The 19,451-nt window shown below is 52.6% G+C and carries 20 protein-coding genes and 1 other RNA gene; 15 read left to right on the top strand and 6 right to left on the bottom strand.

The features are described from left to right. Nucleotides 1-234: 234 nt before the first annotated feature. The 3 genes from BSZ31_RS16455 (at nt 235) to BSZ31_RS16445 (ending at nt 2,258) form a co-directional block, all read left to right on the top strand. Nucleotides 235-471, top strand: coding sequence for a hypothetical protein (locus BSZ31_RS16455; protein WP_146106733.1), 237 nt, complete (start codon nt 235-237; stop codon nt 469-471). 137 nt (nt 472-608) lie between these two features. Next, the gene (locus BSZ31_RS16450) at nt 609-1,877 is read left to right on the top strand and encodes a sorbosone dehydrogenase family protein (protein ID WP_168427030.1); all 1,269 of its coding nucleotides are present in this window, start codon (nt 609-611) and stop codon (nt 1,875-1,877) included. A gap of 69 nt (nt 1,878-1,946) precedes the next feature. Next, nucleotides 1,947-2,258: a c-type cytochrome gene (locus tag BSZ31_RS16445; RefSeq protein ID WP_168427029.1), complete on the top strand. Its 312-nt coding sequence runs from the start codon at nt 1,947-1,949 to the stop codon at nt 2,256-2,258. A gap of 234 nt (nt 2,259-2,492) precedes the next feature. Here BSZ31_RS16445 and ssrA read toward each other — a convergent pair. The 6 genes from ssrA to BSZ31_RS17660 form a co-directional block, all read right to left on the bottom strand. Continuing rightward, nucleotides 2,493-2,876, bottom strand: a transfer-messenger RNA (tmRNA) gene (ssrA, locus tag BSZ31_RS16440). Nucleotides 2,877-2,913: 37 nt separating this feature from the next. After that, nucleotides 2,914-3,597 (bottom strand): HAD family hydrolase, encoded by a 684-nt coding sequence (locus BSZ31_RS16435; RefSeq protein WP_105029656.1) that lies wholly within the window; start codon nt 3,595-3,597, stop codon nt 2,914-2,916. Next, nucleotides 3,597-4,316: a bifunctional 2-polyprenyl-6-hydroxyphenol methylase/3-demethylubiquinol 3-O-methyltransferase UbiG gene (ubiG, locus tag BSZ31_RS16430; RefSeq protein WP_105029655.1), complete on the bottom strand. Its 720-nt coding sequence runs from the start codon at nt 4,314-4,316 to the stop codon at nt 3,597-3,599. Before ubiG ends, BSZ31_RS16435 begins: the two co-directional genes overlap by 1 nt. Nucleotides 4,317-4,423: 107 nt before the next feature. Continuing rightward, complete coding sequence (gene ompA, locus BSZ31_RS16425; RefSeq protein WP_105029654.1) at nt 4,424-5,080, bottom strand: outer membrane protein OmpA; 657 nt, start codon at nt 5,078-5,080, stop codon at nt 4,424-4,426. A 75-nt stretch (nt 5,081-5,155) separates the two neighbouring features. Continuing rightward, nucleotides 5,156-5,737, bottom strand: a complete 582-nt coding sequence (locus tag BSZ31_RS17665) for an amidohydrolase family protein (RefSeq protein ID WP_105029653.1) — start codon at nt 5,735-5,737, stop codon at nt 5,156-5,158. Nucleotides 5,738-5,751: 14 nt separating this feature from the next. Continuing rightward, nucleotides 5,752-6,477 carry an amidohydrolase family protein gene (locus BSZ31_RS17660; RefSeq protein WP_105029652.1) on the bottom strand — a complete coding sequence of 242 codons (726 nt, stop codon included), beginning with the start codon at nt 6,475-6,477 and terminating at the stop codon, nt 5,752-5,754. Nucleotides 6,478-6,646: 169 nt separating this feature from the next. Here BSZ31_RS17660 and gyrA point away from each other — a divergent pair, with 169 nt between their 5' ends. The 12 genes from gyrA (at nt 6,647) to lapB (ending at nt 19,442) form a co-directional block, all read left to right on the top strand. After that, nucleotides 6,647-9,268, top strand: a complete 2,622-nt coding sequence (gyrA, locus tag BSZ31_RS16410) for a DNA gyrase subunit A (protein ID WP_105029651.1) — start codon at nt 6,647-6,649, stop codon at nt 9,266-9,268. Nucleotides 9,269-9,294: 26 nt separating this feature from the next. Further along, entirely contained in the window at nt 9,295-10,413 is a 1,119-nt protein-coding gene (serC, locus tag BSZ31_RS16405; RefSeq protein WP_105029650.1) for a 3-phosphoserine/phosphohydroxythreonine transaminase, read from the top strand. After that, nucleotides 10,413-11,504, top strand: coding sequence for a prephenate dehydratase (gene pheA, locus BSZ31_RS16400; RefSeq protein WP_105029649.1), 1,092 nt, complete (start codon nt 10,413-10,415; stop codon nt 11,502-11,504). The genes serC and pheA overlap by 1 nt, the downstream gene beginning before the upstream one ends. Before the next feature lie 10 nt (nt 11,505-11,514). Next, complete coding sequence (gene hisC / locus BSZ31_RS16395) at nt 11,515-12,642, top strand: histidinol-phosphate transaminase (protein ID WP_105029648.1); 1,128 nt, start codon at nt 11,515-11,517, stop codon at nt 12,640-12,642. Beyond that, entirely contained in the window at nt 12,642-13,529 is an 888-nt protein-coding gene (locus BSZ31_RS16390) for a prephenate dehydrogenase/arogenate dehydrogenase family protein (protein WP_168427028.1), read from the top strand. The genes hisC and BSZ31_RS16390 overlap by 1 nt, the downstream gene beginning before the upstream one ends. Nucleotides 13,530-13,560: 31 nt before the next feature. Further along, nucleotides 13,561-14,340 carry a hypothetical protein gene (locus BSZ31_RS17490; protein ID WP_240605741.1) on the top strand — a complete coding sequence of 260 codons (780 nt, stop codon included), beginning with the start codon at nt 13,561-13,563 and terminating at the stop codon, nt 14,338-14,340. Nucleotides 14,341-14,351: 11 nt separating this feature from the next. Beyond that, nucleotides 14,352-14,903, top strand: a complete 552-nt coding sequence (locus tag BSZ31_RS17485; RefSeq protein WP_240605740.1) for a hypothetical protein — start codon at nt 14,352-14,354, stop codon at nt 14,901-14,903. 5 nt (nt 14,904-14,908) lie between these two features. Then, on the top strand, nt 14,909-15,583 hold the full coding sequence (cmk, locus tag BSZ31_RS16380; protein ID WP_105029646.1) for a (d)CMP kinase: 675 nt from the start codon (nt 14,909-14,911) through the stop codon (nt 15,581-15,583). Between the two features lie 169 nt (nt 15,584-15,752). Beyond that, nucleotides 15,753-17,456: a 30S ribosomal protein S1 gene (gene rpsA / locus BSZ31_RS16375; RefSeq protein WP_105029927.1), complete on the top strand. Its 1,704-nt coding sequence runs from the start codon at nt 15,753-15,755 to the stop codon at nt 17,454-17,456. 44 nt (nt 17,457-17,500) lie between these two features. Further along, nucleotides 17,501-17,809 (top strand): integration host factor subunit beta, encoded by a 309-nt coding sequence (locus tag BSZ31_RS16370; RefSeq protein WP_255411449.1) that lies wholly within the window; start codon nt 17,501-17,503, stop codon nt 17,807-17,809. 159 nt (nt 17,810-17,968) lie between these two features. Further along, nucleotides 17,969-18,232: a lipopolysaccharide assembly protein LapA domain-containing protein gene (locus BSZ31_RS16365; RefSeq protein ID WP_168427027.1), complete on the top strand. Its 264-nt coding sequence runs from the start codon at nt 17,969-17,971 to the stop codon at nt 18,230-18,232. Beyond that, complete coding sequence (lapB, locus tag BSZ31_RS16360) at nt 18,222-19,442, top strand: lipopolysaccharide assembly protein LapB (protein WP_105029644.1); 1,221 nt, start codon at nt 18,222-18,224, stop codon at nt 19,440-19,442. Before BSZ31_RS16365 ends, lapB begins: the two co-directional genes overlap by 11 nt. Nucleotides 19,443-19,451 lie beyond the last annotated feature (9 nt).

The following is a 19,451-nucleotide window of genomic DNA, read 5'->3' as shown; positions in this document are numbered from 1 at the left end:
CATCCGGAGGCCAAAAAATTGACCGCAAATCGACATTACATTTTCTGGATCTAAATCGCCATATTCATTAATATTCGCTGGTCCAAAAACACAGGCAATCACAGCAATAGTTTTTGGCGATCAACCAGGCACGCTCAGGTGAGCGTCGTTCGTTAGCAAGGAAACCTTGCATTGCAGTGTGCATTCACTGGTCTGGAGACCAGCGTTTGGCAAGCTGAACAGGTGTGTTGGATCATGAAAATCTATTTGTGTTTGTTGGTGTTACTCAGTGTAATTGTTGCATTGTTGCTTCGGCTTCTCGATCTTAGTTGGCCATTGTCCCTCATTGGGGGCTTGTTGGCCTTCAGCGGATCCACAATTTTGTTGCTGGGTTGTAGCGTTCAGCGATTGCTCTCCGATCAAGGTGAGCATGCCAGAGGCAAAAACTTCTTCAGCCTGATATTGAAAGGCAAGTCTTCAAAAACTGAATGATCCAGTCCGGGTAAGGCCATATTGACCGAGTGTTAAATATGTGCAATTTTCTTCAGGTGTACTTTGACGTTGGGCGATTTCGCAATCGCCTTAACATTGAAGGCACACTTGCCTTACCTACAGAATCAGGAGACAAAATGAAGAAGCTTAATCAATTTTTGTCCTGCGCAGTCTTTGCCTCAGCCAGTTTGGCGGTGGGTGGAGTCGCAATCGCAGCAGCGCCCAATCTTACAGCCACAACAGTTTTGACCAAATTGGAAAACCCTTGGGACATGGCATTTTTGCCCGATGGTGCCATGTTCTTCACCGAGAAATGTCACGGACTTTCAGTTCGCTTGCCCTCCGGGACCGTGAATAAATTGGTGGGAATGAAAGATGCCCAGGGATACGCAGACTCGATGCCCGACTTGTTTTGTGATGGTCAGGCTGGCATGAATGGTGTAGCAGTGGACCCTGATTTTTCGAACAACCGATACGTCTATGTGTATTCCACGTCCAGCAAATCCAGTCCTCAAACGAATCGGGTTATTCGTTTGAAGGTGAATGCTGATTTAAGCAAGACTTCGGATAGAACCGATATAGTGGATGACATTCCCTACAAAACAGCTGCGAGCGATCATCCCTTCGGTTCATCTGGCGCACACAATGGCGGAAGGATCCGTTTCAATTCTGGTGATGGTTTTCTGTACGTGACCACCGGTGACACACACAATGGTGCCGTGCCGCAAAGCCCCACCAAGATGGGCGGCAAGGTGTTGCGAATTGATCGTGACGGCAAGGCGGCTGCCGGCAACAAGCCACCCACGGGTTTTGATGCCCGCGTTTTCACATACGGCCACCGCAATCCCCAAGGTATTGCATTTCGTCCCGGTACGAACCAGCCTGTGACTGCGGAGAATGGACCTTGGCATTCTGATGAAGTGACTGTGCTCACCAATGGTGGCAATGCAGGCTGGGATCCCCGGCCGAATGTAGGTGGGCGTGGTGATTGCCCCGACGCCTACTGCGGCTACAGCCCCAACCAGATGGGCGCCATGGAACCCGTCAAGCGTGCAGCATTCATGCCGATGACAGACACCAAAACCTACCCCAAAGCGATGAAACCGGCCTGGAACAATGAAAATCTGTCCCAAGGCATGTCCTCGGGTGTTTTTCTGAGCGGTAAGCAGTGGAAAGACTGGGATGGAAAAATGGCAGTGGGCTACATGGGAATTGGTATTCACGGCACCCCAGTTGGCAACCGCATTGATTTACTCGACATCAGCAAAGACGGCTTGACAGCCAAGCGCACCATCATGCCTTTGCCCATGCCCGCGGGTCGCTTCCGTTCGGTGGCGCAAGGCCCTGACGGCAACCTGTATGTGGCCACTGATGAAGGGGAAATTTATCAGATCAAACCCAACTGAGTTTTTTGAGTTGGGATGTCAACGCTGTGCCGCCTGACTGGGTGGCACGGCTCTAGAGAGGAAGTATTCATGACGAAGTATGTAGCCTTGCTTATTGCAGGTTCAATGCTGACGGCGTTTGGCAATGCGGTGGCAAGCCCTGAAATGGTCAGAAGTTACAACTGTACGGCCTGCCATGCTGAGGACAAAAAGAAGTATGGCCCCACTTATCAACAAGTGGCTTTGAAATACGCCGATGAGGCAGGGGCTGCTGAAAAGTTGGCCAAAAAAATTCAAACAGGCGGTGCGGGGGTGTGGGGTAATACGCCGATGCCGGCGCAACCACGGGTAAGCGATGAGGATGCACTGGCGATTGCCCGGTATATTTTGTCGGTGAAATGAAAAGAAAAAGGCTACCGTCGAAGGTAGCCTTTCTTTTATTTGGTGGAGCCGGCGGGAATTTCCCAGCCCACGCCTTGCAGGGCGTGGGCGTTCGCCCGGCACGGCCCCAAACTGTTGGGCCCGTGAAACCACCTGGCTCACCCCGCGCCGCTTGCGTCCGCGGCTTCAATTTCCACAAATCCTTCAACTCAAAATAGAAAAGGCCACCACAAGGGCAGCCTTTTCTATTTTGTTTGGTGGAGCCGGCGGGAATTGAACCCGCGTCCGCAAATCCTCCACTACCAGTTCTACGTGTGTAGTCGTCTTCTTTGTATTTAACGGCTACTGACGAAAAGCGACATTCTTCAGCATCCGCGATCCACCTAATTTAACTTACCAGCCGGCAGCATTCCAGTAAGCGGTCCGATGTAGATGATCCCACTGCGGGTTTGACCCCGCCCAGTCCATCGGCGAACTGGTGTAGGAAGTCCAAACTAAACTGGCTTAAGCGGCCAGTTTGAGTTCGGGGCTAAACGAAGAGTCGTTTGCGTTTAAAGTTTTTCAGATGGATTTACGAGGTAACTGATCCTCGACACGCCCCAATAGCTTTGCAACCCACGTCGAAACCAGATCGACCCCATTGGAAAGTTAATTGTAACACCCTTGAGGTGGGGGCTCACATTCTAATTTCAAGCCATTTGGCCAAATCGTGGGCCGTTTTTACGATGGCATCGGCACCCCATTGGTCTATCGGGCTGGCGATGTAGCCATATTCAACCGCCACAGTAGCCATACCTGCCTCCCGGCCTGCGATTACATCCCGTTCATCATCGCCAATCATCACGCATTGCTCGGTGGGCAGGCGCATTTCACCAGCTGCCATGAAGCAGGGCAGTGGGGAGGGTTTTGGCTTTTCGGCGGTGTCTCCCCCAATTAACACGCTGCACCCATGCGTCAAGCCCAGTTCATGTACCAATTTCTCGGCCAAATAGTATGGCTTGTTGGTGACAATGCCCCATTGAGCACCGCGCGCCTTGACTTCATTCAGTAAGGGAATGATTCCGCTGTAAACAGCACTCTCGCGGGCGATTCTGGCCTCGTAACGTTCAAGAAACTCCGCACGCATCGCCGGAAATTCAGGATAGTTCATTTCAAGCCCGAAGCCTGCTTTCAACAAAGCGCGAGCACCCCCCGAGGCGAGGTGCTCCATGGCGCGATAAGGTGTAATGTCAACACCCCTGTCGCTTTGCATGTCTTGAATGGTGCCGCACAAGTCGGGTGCGGTGTCTACAAGCGTTCCATCCAGATCAAACAAAATTCCTTTTAGAGGCACGGTTAATTCCCATTGTGCAATTTTCATCAGGCGGGCTTTCTGCACGCCACCATGTAATTTACATCGGTATCGCGAGCAAGGCGGTAAACCTTGGTCAGGGGGTTGTACACCAAGCCAATGATTTCTGAAAAATCCAGTTTGGACAAGCGTGCGTACTGGGCCAACTCAGACGGTTTGATGAACTTTTTGTACTCGTGTGTGCCTTTGGGCAGCAGGTTCAACACATATTCCGCGCCGACAATCGCGAAAACAAAACTTTTCGGGTTGCGGTTGATGGTTGAAAAAAACAGCCATCCACCTGGCTTGCACAAGTTTGCACAGGCTTGAATGGTTTGAGCGGGATCGGGTACGTGCTCCAGCATTTCAAGGCAAGTCACAACATCGAAGGTACCTTGCTCTTCAGCGGCCAATTGCTCAGCCGAAACAAATCGATAATTGACATTGTTCACACCGGTTTCAAGCTTGTGCAGTTCAGCCACCTTCAGCGACTTGTCTGCCAGGTCAATGCCCAGAACATCTGCGCCACGGCGGGCCATACTTTCCGCCAGAATACCTCCACCGCAGCCCACGTCCAGCACTCGTTTGCCTTTCAGGCCTACGCGTTCATCGATCCAGTTCAACCGAAGGGGGTTGATTTCATGCAAAGGGCGGAATTCACTGTTTGGGTCCCACCACTTACTGGCCAAGGCGGAAAATTTGGCCAGCTCAGCGTGGTCTACGTTGTTGTTGGATTCGATACTGCTCATTGTCAAAGGCTCGTGGTATGTGTTCAACAGACTTTAGTTTAACTGAAGGAAGAAACAAAAAAGCCCGGCTAGGCCGGGCTTTTTTGATCAGAACCAGAGGTTGGGAATTACTTCACAACTTTCTGTGTTGCGTTGAATTCAATTTCAACGCGACGGTTCTTGGCACGACCTTCTTTGGTCTTGTTGTCAGCCACTGGCTGGCTTTCGCCCATGCCCTTGATCTGAATACGGTCAGCTGCTACGCCTTTGCTTACCATGTAGTCCTTCACAGCCTGAGCACGACGCTCGGACAGCTTCTGGTTGTAAGCGTCGGAACCGATGGAGTCGGTGTGGCCGATTGCAATTACGCTGTTCAGGTCAACCTGACCCAACTTGGCGATTTCGGAATCAATGCGGTCCTTGCCGCCTTGCTTCAGTGTGGCCTTGTCGAAGTCGAAGTAAGCGTCAGCTTCCAGGCTTACTTTTGTAATCACTGGGGTTGGTGCAGGTGCTGGCTCAGGAGCAGGTGCTGGTGCAGCAACTGGTGCTGGTGCTGGCTTCTTGGGGATCAAGTCAGGATCGCATTCCTGAATTGCCAAAGCGGCTGTGAAGTAGCTGGTGCGGATGCACTCGCCGGAGCCGTCTTTAACAACCTTGCCGCTGCCATCCACTACATAGCCTGACAGGCCTTCACCTTTGTCTGTTGTGTGGGCCATAGCGGCTGTAGACGCTGTACCAATGGCCATTGCCATCAGAACTTGCGTGAGAGTCGACATTTTTTTCATTGTTGCTCCTTGGGTTAAATAGGGGTTCAAGCTGGTTGATAGTTTACAGTAGAGGCTGTCATAGTTATCACCCTCTCAACCAACTTTCTCGACACGAGTCTGCCACACTCGTTGGGTTTTTCGCATGATTTCCCCGACTAATTGTGCCCTTTTGCCCACAAGTTGTTGCGATTGCACAACTTGAACGCCCGCTACCCAAACATGCTTCACATCCCTGGAAGCCCCGCTGTAAGCCAGTTTCGAGACCAGATTGTGGTTGGGTAACTGGTGAGCAGCCTCTCCAATTGCGATTGTGATCAGGTCCGCCTGCAGGCCGGGGGCAATGCGGCCGATCAGGTGGTCTGCGCCCAGGGCTTTGGCTGCATTGCAGGTCATGCTTTTCAGTAACTCACCTGCACTGAAGGCGGTGGCATCGCCACTTGCACCCTTGCACAGCAGGGAGGCCAATCGGCCTTCTTCCCACAGGTCCAGCTTGTTGTTGCTGGCGGCACCATCGGTACCAATTACCACATTGACGCCTGCTTTAAGCGCCGCAGCCACGGGGGCAATGCCGCTGGCTAGTTTCAGGTTCGATGCGGGGCAATGCACCAACGTTGCACCTTTCGCCGCCATTGCCTGCAACTCATGCTCATTCAAGTGCACTCCGTGAACCGCCATCAGGCGTTCGTTAATCAGACCGAGTTGTTCAAACCTGGCAAACGGCCGTTTGCGTCCCGGCTTTCCGCATCACTGACTTCACTCGCGGTCTCATGCAAATGGCAGTGAACGGGCAGGTCCAGCTCTTCGGCCAGCATCGCCATATGCCGAAAGGTGTCATCACTCACTGTGTAAGGAGCATGCGGAGCGATGGTCCAATGTACGGTGGGCTCAAGCTTGAATTTGTCGCGTGCTGCTATCCCCAACTCGATGTATTGCTTGGCCTCTGCTGCGTAGCGGGTCGGGAATTCGATCACGGTGATGCCTGCAAATACGCGTGAACCCACGTCCAGCGCCGCTTGAACAACCTGGTCGGGGTAAAAATACATGTCGTTGAAAGTGGTTATTCCACCTTGAAGCATCTCGGCGGCGGCCAGCACTGTTCCGTCATACACAAACTCGGCATCGGCCAATTCACCCTCAAGGGGCCAAATCCGGGTTTGTAACCAGTCATGCAAGGCCAAATCGTCAGCGGCACCACGCAGCAAATTCATGGCGGCGTGGGTGTGGCAATTGATCAAGCCTGGCATCAATGCCTGCCCTGGTAGATCAACCCTTTCTGCGCCTGGATGCGCCAGCAGCATTTCCTCGCGTGGGCCAATGGCCTGAATTAGGTCTTGGTTAATCAAAACCGCCTGGTTTTCAAGTACTTCAGTGGTGTGGTTCAGGCACAAGAGCCATTGGGGGGTCAGCAGTTGCATGGGCAGGGTCACTAGATGATTTGGAACGCACCATTGCGCCCAGTTTCAGCGATTTTGGCTGATACAATCGAAATCTTGCAAGTGTAGCGCCAGGGATGTGACGCAGCCGTGAATGGCAGTGTCCCAGATTGTTATTCCTTCAGTCAAATAATTCAACACAAGAAGAAACATGGATTCATTCGCAAAAGAAACGCTCCCTATCAGCCTTGAAGAGGAGATGCGCAGGTCTTATCTCGATTACGCCATGAGCGTAATCGTGGGGCGAGCCCTGCCGGATGTGCGTGACGGCCTGAAGCCGGTGCACCGCCGTGTGCTGTTTGCAATGCATGAGTTGAACAATGACTGGAATCGAGCCTACAAGAAATCTGCCCGTATTGTGGGTGACGTAATCGGTAAGTACCACCCACACGGTGATTCTGCGGTTTACGACACCATTGTGCGTATGGCACAAGATTTTTCGTTGCGCTACATGCTGGTTGACGGTCAAGGTAACTTCGGTTCAATCGACGGTGATAACGCGGCTGCCATGCGTTACACCGAAATTCGCCTCGCCAAAATTGCCCAGGAAATGCTGCTGGACATCGACAAGGAAACCGTTGATTTCGGGCCAAACTATGATGGCAGCGAGCGCGAGCCCAAAGTGTTGCCTGCGCGCTTACCGAATTTGCTGGTCAATGGTTCGTCAGGCATCGCTGTGGGCATGGCCACCAACATGCCCCCCCATAACCTGAAAGAAGTGGTTGCTGCCTGCCTTTATGCGATTGATGCTCCGGAGTGCACGGTTGATGACCTAATCGAGTTGATTCCTGCGCCAGATTTCCCCACCGCGGGCATTATTTACGGCATTCAAGGCGTGCGCGAAGGCTATCGAACCGGCCGCGGCCGTGTGGTCATGCGGGCAAAAACCCATTTTGAAGATCTGGACAAAGGCAACCGCCAATCCATTATCGTGGATGAGCTGCCTTATCAGGTGAACAAGAAATCACTGCTTGAGCGGATCGCCGAGCTGGTGTCTGAAAAGAAGATTGAAGGTATTTCTGACATCCGTGACGAGTCCGACAAAGATGGTATTCGCGTCGTGATTGAATTGAAACGTGGCGAGGTGCCCGAGGTTATTTTGAATAACCTCTACAAGAACACCCAGCTTCAGGACACCTTCGGTATCAACATGGTCGCGCTGGTCGATGGCCAGCCCCGTTTGTTGAACTTGCGCGACCTTATTTTCTATTTCCTGCGCCATCGTCGAGAGGTCATCACCCGCCGCACCGTGTTTGAATTGCGCAAAGCCCGCGATCGCGGCCACGTCTTGGAAGGCTTGGCTGTGGCTTTGGCCAATATTGACGAATTCATCGCAATCATCAAGGCCGCGCCCACACCACCCGTGGCGAAAGCCGATTTGGTTGCGAAAAGCTGGGATTCCTCGATTGTTCGGGAAATGCTGTCGCGCACTGAACTGGGCGATTCGGGTGGTGCGAAAGCGTTCCGCCCAGAAGGTTTGCCGGCACGCCTGGGATTGCAAGACGATGGCATGTACCGCTTGAGCGAAGTGCAGGCGCAGGAAATTTTGAACATGCGCTTGCAGCGCTTGACGGGCCTTGAGCAAGACAAAATTTTGAATGAGTACAAAGAAGTGATCGATCAGATTGCTGACCTGCTCGATATTTTGTCCAAGCCTGAGCGTATCAACCAGATTATCAAGGATGAACTGACATCGATTGGCAACGAGTTTGCCGATGAGCGTCGTTCGATGATCGAATTCAATGCCACTGAACTGGGTACCGAAGACCTGATCACCCCGCAAGACATGGTGGTAACTCTGTCTCATTCTGGTTATATCAAGAGCCAGCCATTGACTGAATACCGAGCGCAAAAGCGCGGTGGACGCGGAAAACAGGCTGCCACCACGAAGGACGACGATTGGATTGATTACCTGTTCGTTGCCAACACCCACGACACAATTTTGTACTTCAGCAACGCCGGTCGCGTGTATTGGCTCAAGGTGTATGAAGTGCCTCAAGGCTCGCGCACTTCACGTGGTCGCCCCATCATCAATATGTTCCCCTTGGCAGAGGGTGAAAAAATCACCGCAGTGTTGCCGGTTAAAAGCTTTGAAGACGAAGACAAATACGTGTTCATGGCCACCAGCCTGGGTACCGTTAAAAAGTCAAAGTTAAGCGATTTTTCAAGGCCCATGAAGCGCGGCATTATTGCCGTGAATTTGGATGAAGGTGACTTCCTGATCGGTGCAGCCATGACCAACGGCACCAACGATGTCATGTTGTTCAGCGATTCCGGCAAGGCTGTTCGTTTCGATGAAAATGATGTGCGCGCCATGGGTCGCAATGCACGCGGTGTTCGCGGCATGAATCTTGAAGAAGGGCAGCGAGTCATTGCCATGCTGGTAGCAGAAAGTGAGCAGCAATCAGTGCTCACCGCCACTGAGAACGGTTTTGGAAAGCGCACGCCAGTTTCCGAGTACACCCGACATGGTCGTGGTACCAAAGGCATGATCGCGATTCAAACTTCTGAGCGCAATGGCAAAGTTGTCTCTGCAGTGCTGGTGAACCCAACGGATGAAATCATGTTGATCACCACCGGTGGTGTGCTGGTTCGAACTCGTGTCTCGGAAATTCGTGAAATGGGTCGCGCAACACAGGGCGTGACCTTGATCAGCGTGGACGAGGGTACATGGTTGTCTGGCTTGCAGCGGATCGTGGAGTCAGATGCTGAGGATCTTGGTGAGGTGGAAGAGGGGGATTCTCCCGACGCGCCCGCTGCCACAGAAGAGTAATAAACGGTTGATTGCACAGGGCGAGCATGTCTAGAGTTTGGAATTTTTCAGCAGGTCCGGCAGCCTTGCCTGAGTCAGTCTTGCGTCGGGCTGCCGAGGAAATGCTGGATTGGCAGGGCAAGGGTTTGTCTGTAATGGAGATGAGCCATCGCAGCCCTGAATACACCCGCATTTTCGAGAAAACCCGAGATGACTTTCGCAAGCTGTTGAATGTGCCCGACACGCACGACGTGCTGTTCATGCAGGGTGGTGCTGTTGGCATGAATGCAATTGTGCCCATGAATTTGCTTCAAGGGTTTGAGCAAGCCGCATTCGTCAATACAGGTGCTTGGTCGAAAAAGACCACCAAGGAATTTTCGAAGTACGGACTGGCCCGTGTGGTGCTCGACAACGCGAACGCCCTGGCCAACACCGCAGCGGCGTGTTACGTACCTGAGTGCGCGTCCCTGCTTGACCGCGTGAATGGTCAGCAAATGGCCTATCTGCACTACTGCGACAATGAAACGATCAGTGGTGTCGAATTCAACGGACAAATTGAAGCCCTGGCTGGTCAGCTAGACTGCCCTGTGGTGGCTGACATGTCCTCAAACATTTTGTCGAAAACGCTTGATGTGACCCAATATGGTTTGATTTACGGTGGCGCGCAAAAAAATGTGGGCCCGGCTGGTGTCACAATCGTCATCGTCGACAAAGCATTGCTCAATCGGGCCTTGCCCATTTGTCCTTCAGCATTTGCCTTTGGGACCGTGGCTGAAAACGGTTCCATGTACAACACCCCGCCCACCTATTCAATTTACATTGCCGGTTTGGTGTTTGAATGGTTGATTGAGAAGGGCGGTGTTCCATGGGCACAAGCGCAAGCCCAAGAAAAATCAGCTTTGTTGTATGACACCATCGACAACAGCGATTTGTACAATTGCCCAGTTCGCCGGCAAGACCGTTCCCGCATGAATGTGCCATTTACACTGGCTGACGAAGCGCTGAATTCCAGTTTTCTGAGCAAGGCCGCGGAACACGGTTTGGTGCAACTTAAAGGGCACAAATCGGTGGGCGGCATGCGGGCCTCGATCTACAACGCGATGCCCCTTGAGGGCGTGAAAGCTTTGGTAGATTTCATGCGCGATTTCGAGAAAACGGAGGCTTGATGAATACCCCGGATATCAACGCCGAGTTGTTGAAGTTTCGTGACCAAATCGACGAAATCGATCAGCAAATGCTGGTGCTGCTGAACAAGCGAGCAAGCTTGGCCCAGTCCATCGGCCATGTGAAATCAAAAACCGATGCCCCGGTCATGCGCCCCGAACGAGAGGCGCAGGTGCTCGACAAACTGAATGCGGCCAACAGCGGGCCTTTGAGCGCCCAACACGTCAACACTTTGTTCAAGGAGATCATGTCGGCTTGCCGCTCCTTGGAGCGCGAGGTACATGTGGCGTTCCTTGGACCCTTGGGCACTTACAGCGAACAGGCGGTGTGGTCATTCTTTGGGCATTGCGTTCAGGCTGAGCCTGTCGACACGATTGAAGAAGCATTTCGCCAGTTGCAAGCCCAGCAAGTTGATTTTGCAGTGGTGCCTGTTGAAAACTCGACAGAAGGGTCGATTGCTCGCACGCTGGACGCGCTGGTGGAGTCAAGCGCGTTGGTGTGTGGTGAAGTGCAATTGGCTATTCACCATCAGTTGTTGTGTCAAACCGGCTCACTGAACGGTATTGAGAAAATTTGTGCGCACCCGCAGGCGTTGGCCCAGTGCCGTGGTTGGCTTTCGCAGTACGCACCGCATATTCAACAAGAAACCGTGGCCAGCAACGGTGTCGCTGCGCAAATGGCCAGCGAAAATGCAAAAGTGGCAGCCATTGCAGGCCAAGCGGCGCGCGAGCGTTATGGCTTGAAGGCATTTCAAGAGCATATCCAGGACGATGCGCACAACACCACTCGTTTCCTGGTCTTGGGCAATCAAATTACAGGGCCTTCCGGGCAGGACAAAACAAGTTTGGTTGCCTCAGTGCCCAATCAACCCGGGGCTGTTTACAAAATGTTGGAACCGTTTAATGCCGAGAATGTTTCCATGACCCGACTGGAGTCTCGACCTGCACGCAACGGACGCTGGGAATACTATTTCTTTATTGATCTGCAAGGTCATCAAACTGAGCCTGCCGTGGCCAAGGCCCTGGATCAATTGAGAAAAAATGCATCCTTTTTGAAAGTGCTGGGTTCATACCCGGCAGCACAACGCAACTGAAAGCAGCACCATGCAAAAACTGACCGAGCAATCTCCTGAATTCATTCGTGCCATTGCCCCTTACAAGGCTGGCAAGCCAGTGTCCGATGTGGTCCGTGAATTGGGCCTCGATCCGAATACGGTGGTCAAACTTGCTTCCAATGAAAATCCACTGGGGCTGGGTGAAAAAGCCAAGGCAGCTATTGCACAGGCTGCGATGGATCTGGGCCGTTATCCCGATGCAAATGGTTTTGCCTTGAAAGCGAAATTGGCCGCTCGTCATGGCGTGAAACCCGAACAAATTACCTTGGGCAATGGTTCGAACGATGTGTTGGAGTTGGCGGCAAAAGCCTTTCTTACGCAGGGCACCAATGCCGTGTTTTCGCAGTATGCTTTCGCGGTTTATCCTCTGGCTACTCAGGGTTGTGGTGCCGAGTCGAAGGTGGTTCCAGCGGTGTGTTTTACCCACGATCTCGACGGGTTTTTGAACGCAATCGATTCACAAACCCATGTGGTTTTCATCGCTAACCCCAACAACCCGACAGGTACCTTTCTGCCGCAGGAAAAGTTGCTTGCCTTTTTGAAGCAGGTGCCATCGCATGTGCTGGTTGTGCTTGATGAGGCCTACAACGAATTTCTGAAACCCGAGGATCAGTACGACTCTACGCAGTGGGTTTCACAGTTCCCCAATTTGCTGGTGTCGCGCAGTTTCTCCAAGGCCTACGGCTTGGCTGGTTTGCGCGTGGGCTATGCGGTGTCCAGTGTCGAGGTGGCTGATTTGATGAACCGCGTTCGCCAGCCCTTCAATGTCAATTCATTGGCACTTGCTGCGGCAGAGGCGGCAATTGATGATGCGGAATTCCTGCAGCAAACCTATGAGGTGAATCTCAAAGGGCTTGAGCAAATCGAAAGTGGCTTGAAGTTTCTCGGTTTAGAGTACGTGCCTTCTTACGGCAATTTTGTGTTGTTCAAAGCGGGAAATACGGATGACGCGGGCATGAAGGTGTTCGACGCCCTTCAGCGTTTGGGCGTTATCGTTCGCCCAGTCAATGGCTACGGTTTGCCGCAATGGTTGCGTGTGTCTATTGGCCTGCCTCACGAAAACGAAGCCTTTTTGGTGGCCTTGCCCAAAGCGCTGGCCAGCTTGCAGGCTTCGTGATGGCCAAGGGAACAATTTTCAACCGCATGCTTGCCATTGGCGTGGGTTTGATTGGTGGCTCAATTTGTCTGGCTGCCAAAAAAAAGGGTTTGGCAGGGCACGTGCTGGGTTATTCACGCAAGCTTGAAACTGCTCACGAAGCCCTGAAGTTGGGAATTGTTGATGAGTGCATTGCCGGTCCAGGCGATTCGAATGTGCGCAATGTCGATGTGGTGGTTCTGTCCATTCCCGTTCGGCAATACAAACAGGTGCTCACCCAGTTTTTACCCTCTTTGCCGCCCAATTGTCTGATTTTTGATGCCGGCAGTACCAAGTCGGATGTGGCCGTGATGCTGGATGAACTTGAGCCGCAATTTCCGGGTTTGAAAGCCCGGTTTGTGTTGGCCCATCCAATTGCCGGCGGCGAGTCGCATGGCCCCGCCGCAGCGGTTGCGAATCTGTTTGAAGGGCGCAATTGTGTACTTTGCCCCTTGCCACAAACCAACCCGGCGGGCTTGAAAAAAGTTGAAAACTTCTGGGCAGCCATTGGTGCCAAGTTAAGCACCATGAATGCCATGGATCACGACGAAATGTTTGGTGCAGTCAGCCACCTGCCACACCTGTTGGCCTTCAGCTATGTGGCTAGCGTGCTGGGTCACCCCAAGGGCGCAGAATTCATGAAAGAGGGTGGTGCGGGTTACAGGGATTTCACTCGTATTGCCGCCAGCTCGCCTGAAATGTGGGCGGATATTTTTCAAAACAACAGCGCCGCCTTGTTGAGCATGCTAAGCGGTTTCGAGGCGAATATTGCGAGTCTTCGCAAGGCGATCGAGAACGGCGACCGTGCCACACTTGAACGCATTCTTGCTCAGGCATCTGAATACCGCAGTCACTGGAAGCAGAATTAATTCAGTCCAATTATTCAACGGATACTTTGTTATGTCAGATCTGAATTTGATCGAATTTCACGCCAGCAGCACCCAAAGCATGTCGGGATCCGCCCGCGTGCCCGGCGACAAATCAATTTCCCATCGTTCAATCATGATGGGGTCGATTGCTGAAGGCACCACCGAAGTTGAAGGTTTTCTAGAGGGCGAAGATGCACTCGCGACCATGAACGCTTTTCGTGCTTTGGGCGTCAAAATTGAAGGTCCGGACAAAGGCAGGGTGAAGGTGCATGGAGTGGGCATGCATGGCTTGAAAGCACCGCGCCAGGTACTCGACTGTGGCAACTCAGGTACCTCCATGCGCTTGATGTCAGGACTGTTGGCTGGCCAGGATTTTGATTGCATGCTGACCGGTGATTCAAGCTTGGGCAAGCGCCCCATGAAACGAGTAATCGACCCGTTGGTGCTGATGGGTGCGCGAATAGAGGCGCAAGAAGGAGGGCGTCCGCCTCTGCATATTCATGGTCGTACCACTTTGAAGGCGATTGATTATGTGTTGCCCATGGCCTCGGCACAGGTGAAGTCTTGCGTTCTTCTCGCAGGTTTGTATGCGGAAGGCACTACCACCGTAACCGAGCCTGCCGTAACCCGTGATCATACCGAGCGAATGTTGCGTGGATTTGGTGTTGAAGTGACCACCGAAGGCTCACGGGCCAGTGTGAAAGGTGGACAAACACTGAAAGCCACCAAAATCGATGTGCCATCCGATATTTCGTCGGCTGCATTTTTCATGGTGGCCGCGTCGATCGCGCGCAAGCGGACATTACCCTGAAGCACGTCGGTTTGAACCCAACCCGCACTGGTGTGATCGATATCCTGAAGCTTATGGGTGCCAGTATTGAGTTGAGCAACCATGCTGAGGTGGGGGGTGAGCCCGTGGCCGATATGCGTATTCGCAGCGCATCTTTGAAAGGAATTGAGATCCCGGAGCATCTGGTGCCATTGGCGATTGATGAATTTCCGGTGTTGTTTGTTGCCGCGGCCAATGCTACCGGGCGTACTGTATTAACTGGTGCCGAAGAGTTGCGCGTGAAGGAGTCTGATCGCATCGCTGTGATGGCACACGGCCTTCAAAAGTGCGGCATTGATGCCGAGCCCACTGAGGACGGCATGATTATTCAGGGCTTGGGTCATGTCGACGGTTTGCGCTACAAGGCCACCAACATTGAGTCACAGGGCGATCATCGAATTGCGATGTCGTTTAGCGTTGCAGCCATTCGTGCACAAGGCACCATGGTCATTCACGGCGCACAAACAGTCGATACCTCTTTCCCCGGATTTGTTGCTTTGGCCAATTCCCTGGGTATGCAGGTTCAATCCGTTCGCAAGGGTTAGGGCTTATGAGTATTCCCAACTGTCCGGTAATCGCGATCGACGGTCCTACAGCGTCGGGCAAGGGGACCGTTGCAGCTTTGGTGGCAGGAAGGCTTGGCTACCATTATCTGGATAGTGGGGCAATTTACCGGGTGTTGGCTGTAGCCGTGGAACGGGCTGCTTTAAATCCCGATCTGCCCGTCGACTTGCTACGGATTATTCCCATGGCTGCCAATTTGCCGGTGCAATTTCGAGATGATCGGATATTGCTTGGCGGTGTGGATGTCTCCGAGTCTATTCGTACAGAGGATGCTGGAGTCATGGCCTCACGCCTGGCGGTGGTGCCGGCGGTTCGGGCCGGTTTGTTGCAGCGCCAACGTGATTTTCGCCAAGCCCCGGGCCTCGTGGCCGATGGACGCGACATGGGGTCTGTTGTTTTCCCTGACTCTTTCCTGAAGGTGTTTTTAACAGCCAGTGCACAGGTGCGGGCTGAACGTCGAGTCAGGCAAATTGAAGGGCGGGGTCAGAAGGCCGACTTTCAGGCAATTTATAGCGATCTGATGGCTCGCGACAAGCGAGACTCAGAGCGTGCTGTGGCCCCTCTAAGGCCCTGTGAGGATGCCTTGGTGTTGGATTGTTCCAACATGCCGATTGATCAGGTGGTCTCAACCATTTTGAATTGGGCGCAAGAACGCATTTAAACGCTTGATCAGCAAAGGCTTTCTTGGTACACTCCTATCCCTCATTTAATGAACCTCGCCGGGCTTCGACGATGGTTTTTTAGAAGAGAACGCCGTGGTTTTCAATCCCGAGAATCACGTTTTTGAACTCCGCCTTGCTTCCCGCAGTGGCGTGTTAAATCTCAAATTTATGACCACAACTGAAATTACCCAAGCCCCAGATAGCTTTGCAGCTATGTTTGAAGAAAGCCTGAACCGCAAAGAAATGCGCGCAGGTGAAGTGATCACAGCCGAAGTTGTTCGTGTTGATTACAACTATGTTGTTGTGAACGCCGGGCTGAAATCCGAAAGCTACATCCCCCTCGAAGAATTCAAAGACGACCACGGCAACATCGAAGTCAATGATGGTGACTTCATTTCCGTGGCCATCGAAGCCCTGGAAAACGGCTACGGCGAAACATTGCTGTCTCGCGACAAGGCCAAGCGTCTGTCCGCATGGCTGAGCCTGGAACAAGCCCTGGAATCAGGCGAACTGGTAACAGGTACCATCACCGGCAAGGTGAAGGGCGGCCTGACCGTGATGGTCAACAGCATCCGTGCTTTCCTGCCAGGTTCACTGGTAGATGTGCGCCCCGTGAAAGACACCACACCATTCGAAGGCAAAACCCTCGAATTCAAGGTCATCAAGCTCGATCGCAAGCGCAACAACGTTGTGTTGTCACGCCGTGCAGTGGTTGAAGCCACCATGGGTGAAGAGCGCGAAAAGCTGCTGTCCAACCTGCAGGAAGGTTCTGTGGTCAAGGGCATCGTCAAGAACATCACCGACTACGGCGCGTTCGTGGACCTGGGCGGTATCGACGGCCTGTTGCACATCACCGACCTGGCATGGCGTCGTGTACGTCACCCGTCCGAAGTGCTGACAGTTGGCGAAGAAATCGAAGCAAAAGTGTTGAAGTTCGACCAGGAAAAGAACCGCGTGTCCTTGGGCGTGAAGCAGCTTGGCGAAGACCCATGGGTCGGTTTGTCACGTCGCTACCCAGCTGACACACGCTTGTTCGGAAAGGTTACCAATATCACCGACTACGGCGCGTTTGTTGAAGTTGAGCAAGGCATCGAAGGTTTGGTACACGTGTCTGAAATGGACTGGACCAACAAGAACGTAGACCCCAAGAAAGTGGTTACCTTGGGCGACGAAGTAGAAGTCATGGTTCTGGAAATCGACGAAGAGCGTCGTCGTATCAGCCTGGGCATGAAGCAATGTGCGGCCAACCCTTGGGAAGAGTTCTCTACCAGCTTCAAGAAAGGCGACAAAGTATCCGGCGCGATCAAGTCAATCACTGACTTTGGCGTGTTCATCGGCTTGCCTGGTGGCATCGATGGTTTGGTGCATCTGTCCGACCTGTCATGGAACGAAACCGGTGAAGAAGCCGTGCGTCGTTTCAAGAAAGGTGACGAAGTTGAAGCCTTGGTACTGGCCATCGACACAGAACGCGAGCGCATCAGCTTGGGTATCAAGCAGTTGTCTGGCGATCCCTTCACCGTATTTGCATCGTCCAATGACCGTGGCAGCATGGTAAACGGCACGGTTAAATCCGTGGATGCCAAAGGTGTTGTTGTTGATTTGGGCGACGACATCGAAGGTTACCTGCGTGCTTCCGAAATCTCCAACGATCGTGTTGAAGACGCTCGCAATGCATACAAGGAAGGCGATGCTGTAACAGCCATGGTAATTAATGTGGACCGCAAGGCCCGTTCAATCGCTTTGTCCATCAAGGCCAAAGACCAGGTTGACACCGATGAAGCCATGAAGAAAATTGCTGAAGAAAGCGCAGGCTCTGCTGGTACAACCAGCTTGGGCGCGTTGTTGAAAGCAAAACTGGGTAACAACCAGTAATCAGTCCGTAGAAGTGGCGCTTCCCATTCGGGAAGCGCCTTTTTATTTCAAGAACAATGACAAAATCAGAACTCATCAATCAGCTGGTCAAGCGATTCCCCAAGTTGCCTGTGCGCGACACGGATTTCGCTGTCAAAAGCATTCTCGATTCCATGACTCAAGCTTTGGCCGAAGGTCAGCGCATTGAGATTCGTGGGTTCGGCAGTTTCTCACTGACCCGTCGCCCTCAGCGCGTGGGTCGCAATCCAAAATCTGGTGAACAGGTGGTTGTGCCTGAAAAGCGTGTGCCCCACTTTAAGCCTGGCAAAGAGCTACGTGAGCGAGTTGATTTATACTCCAAGAAAGAGAGTTAATTCGATCGTTCTTCGGTGAAGCCTGAGTCATCACGCCGATGAATGAATCGGCGTTGATCCAACTACAAACAGGGGACCACCTTGAAAATACTTGCCTGGGTTGTGCGACTTGCACTCTTCCTTGTTGTTCTCACATTTTCCATTCGAAACACCGATTTAGTGACCGTCAAATGGTTGCCTGGGTTAGAAATTCAGGTTCAACTGGTGGTGGCCTTGCTACTTGCCTTGCTGTTGGGCGCTGTATTCGCATGGATCTCTTTGTTGCCCTCCTGGTTGAAGGCCAAGCGCGCAGCCTCTGTGGCCACGAAAAATGCGGAACGTCTTGAGCGTGAGTTGAATCAACTCAAAGCACAAGGCAATACGCCGGTTGTTGTCGAAGAACCCATGCCGGCTTTGCCAATAGGCCCAAGCCATGGAATTTGAAACCTGGTGGTTGGTACTCATCCCGCTGATATTCAGCTTGGGATGGATGGCTGCCCGACTCGAAAAACGTTCTGATGCATCCGTGCGTGGCCAATTGCCTGCCTCTTATTTCAAAGGCGTTAATTTCTTGCTCAGCGAGCAGCCTGACAAGGCGATTGACGCTTTTCTGGAAGTGGCGGCAATCGATACGCACACCGTTGAGTTGCATTTTGCGCTGGCCAATCTGTTTCGAAAGAAAGGCGAAATTGATCGGGCAATTCGGGTGCACCAGTTTTTGACTACGCGTGAACAAATTACACCTGCAGACCGGGAAAAAGCCACCTATGAGTTGGGTGTTGATTTCTTGCGGGCAGGTATTTTGGACCGTGCCGAGCAGGCTTTCCACAGTTTGTCGGGCTCGGACATGAAAGCCGAGGCCTCGCGCCAGTTGCTTGAACTGTATGAACTGGAAAAAGCATGGGATAAGGCCATTGCCCAAGCTCACAAGCTTCGTGAATATGGCGCGGACGTGCCTGCTGGCGATATCGCGCATTTTTATTGCGAACTGGCAGCCCAGTTTATCGATGCGGGAGATTTACCCAAAGCCAAGGCCGAGTTGCAAAATGCTTTGCTGACTGATGCACAAAATGTGCGCGCCTCCCTGTTGCTGGGTGATATCTATTTCACCCAAAACCAGTTTGAGGAAGCCATTGGTCAGTGGCGCGCTGCCGAGCGGCAGAACCCCTGGTATTTGCCCTTGGTCGGGCCAAATATGTGGGCTGCATTCAAGAAGCTTGAGCGTGAAGAAGAGGGCATTGCAGCATTGCTGGAATATTGCACCATGTATCCTTCAATTGATTTGCTGCTTGTATTGGCGCAGGCTGTTGAGGAAACCAAAGGGCCGTTCGCAGCATTCGAATTGTTGCGTGAACAGGTGCGTGCCCGCCCCAGCCTGCTGGGCCTGGACAAGTTGCTGGAGCACCAGTTGCGAGGCAAGCTTGATGATGACCGCATGCAAGACCTGCGTCTGACACGTGAGTTGATTTCCAAACACACGCAGCGCCTTGAGCGCTACCGTTGCCAGTCTTGCGGCTTTCAGGCCAAGAAGTTTTACTGGCAATGCCCTGGCTGTGCCAATTGGGATTCAATTGTGCCTCGTCGTGCAGAAGAACTTGATTTTTATCCTGTGTCTGCCAAGAAGGCAGCACATACCCCAGCTCACACCCATTAAAACAGGCTG

Source organism: Limnobacter sp. SAORIC-690, assembly GCF_002954425.1.
Taxonomy (GTDB): domain Bacteria; phylum Pseudomonadota; class Gammaproteobacteria; order Burkholderiales; family Burkholderiaceae_B; genus Limnobacter; species Limnobacter profundi.
This window is presented reverse-complemented; position numbering and strand designations above follow the sequence as displayed.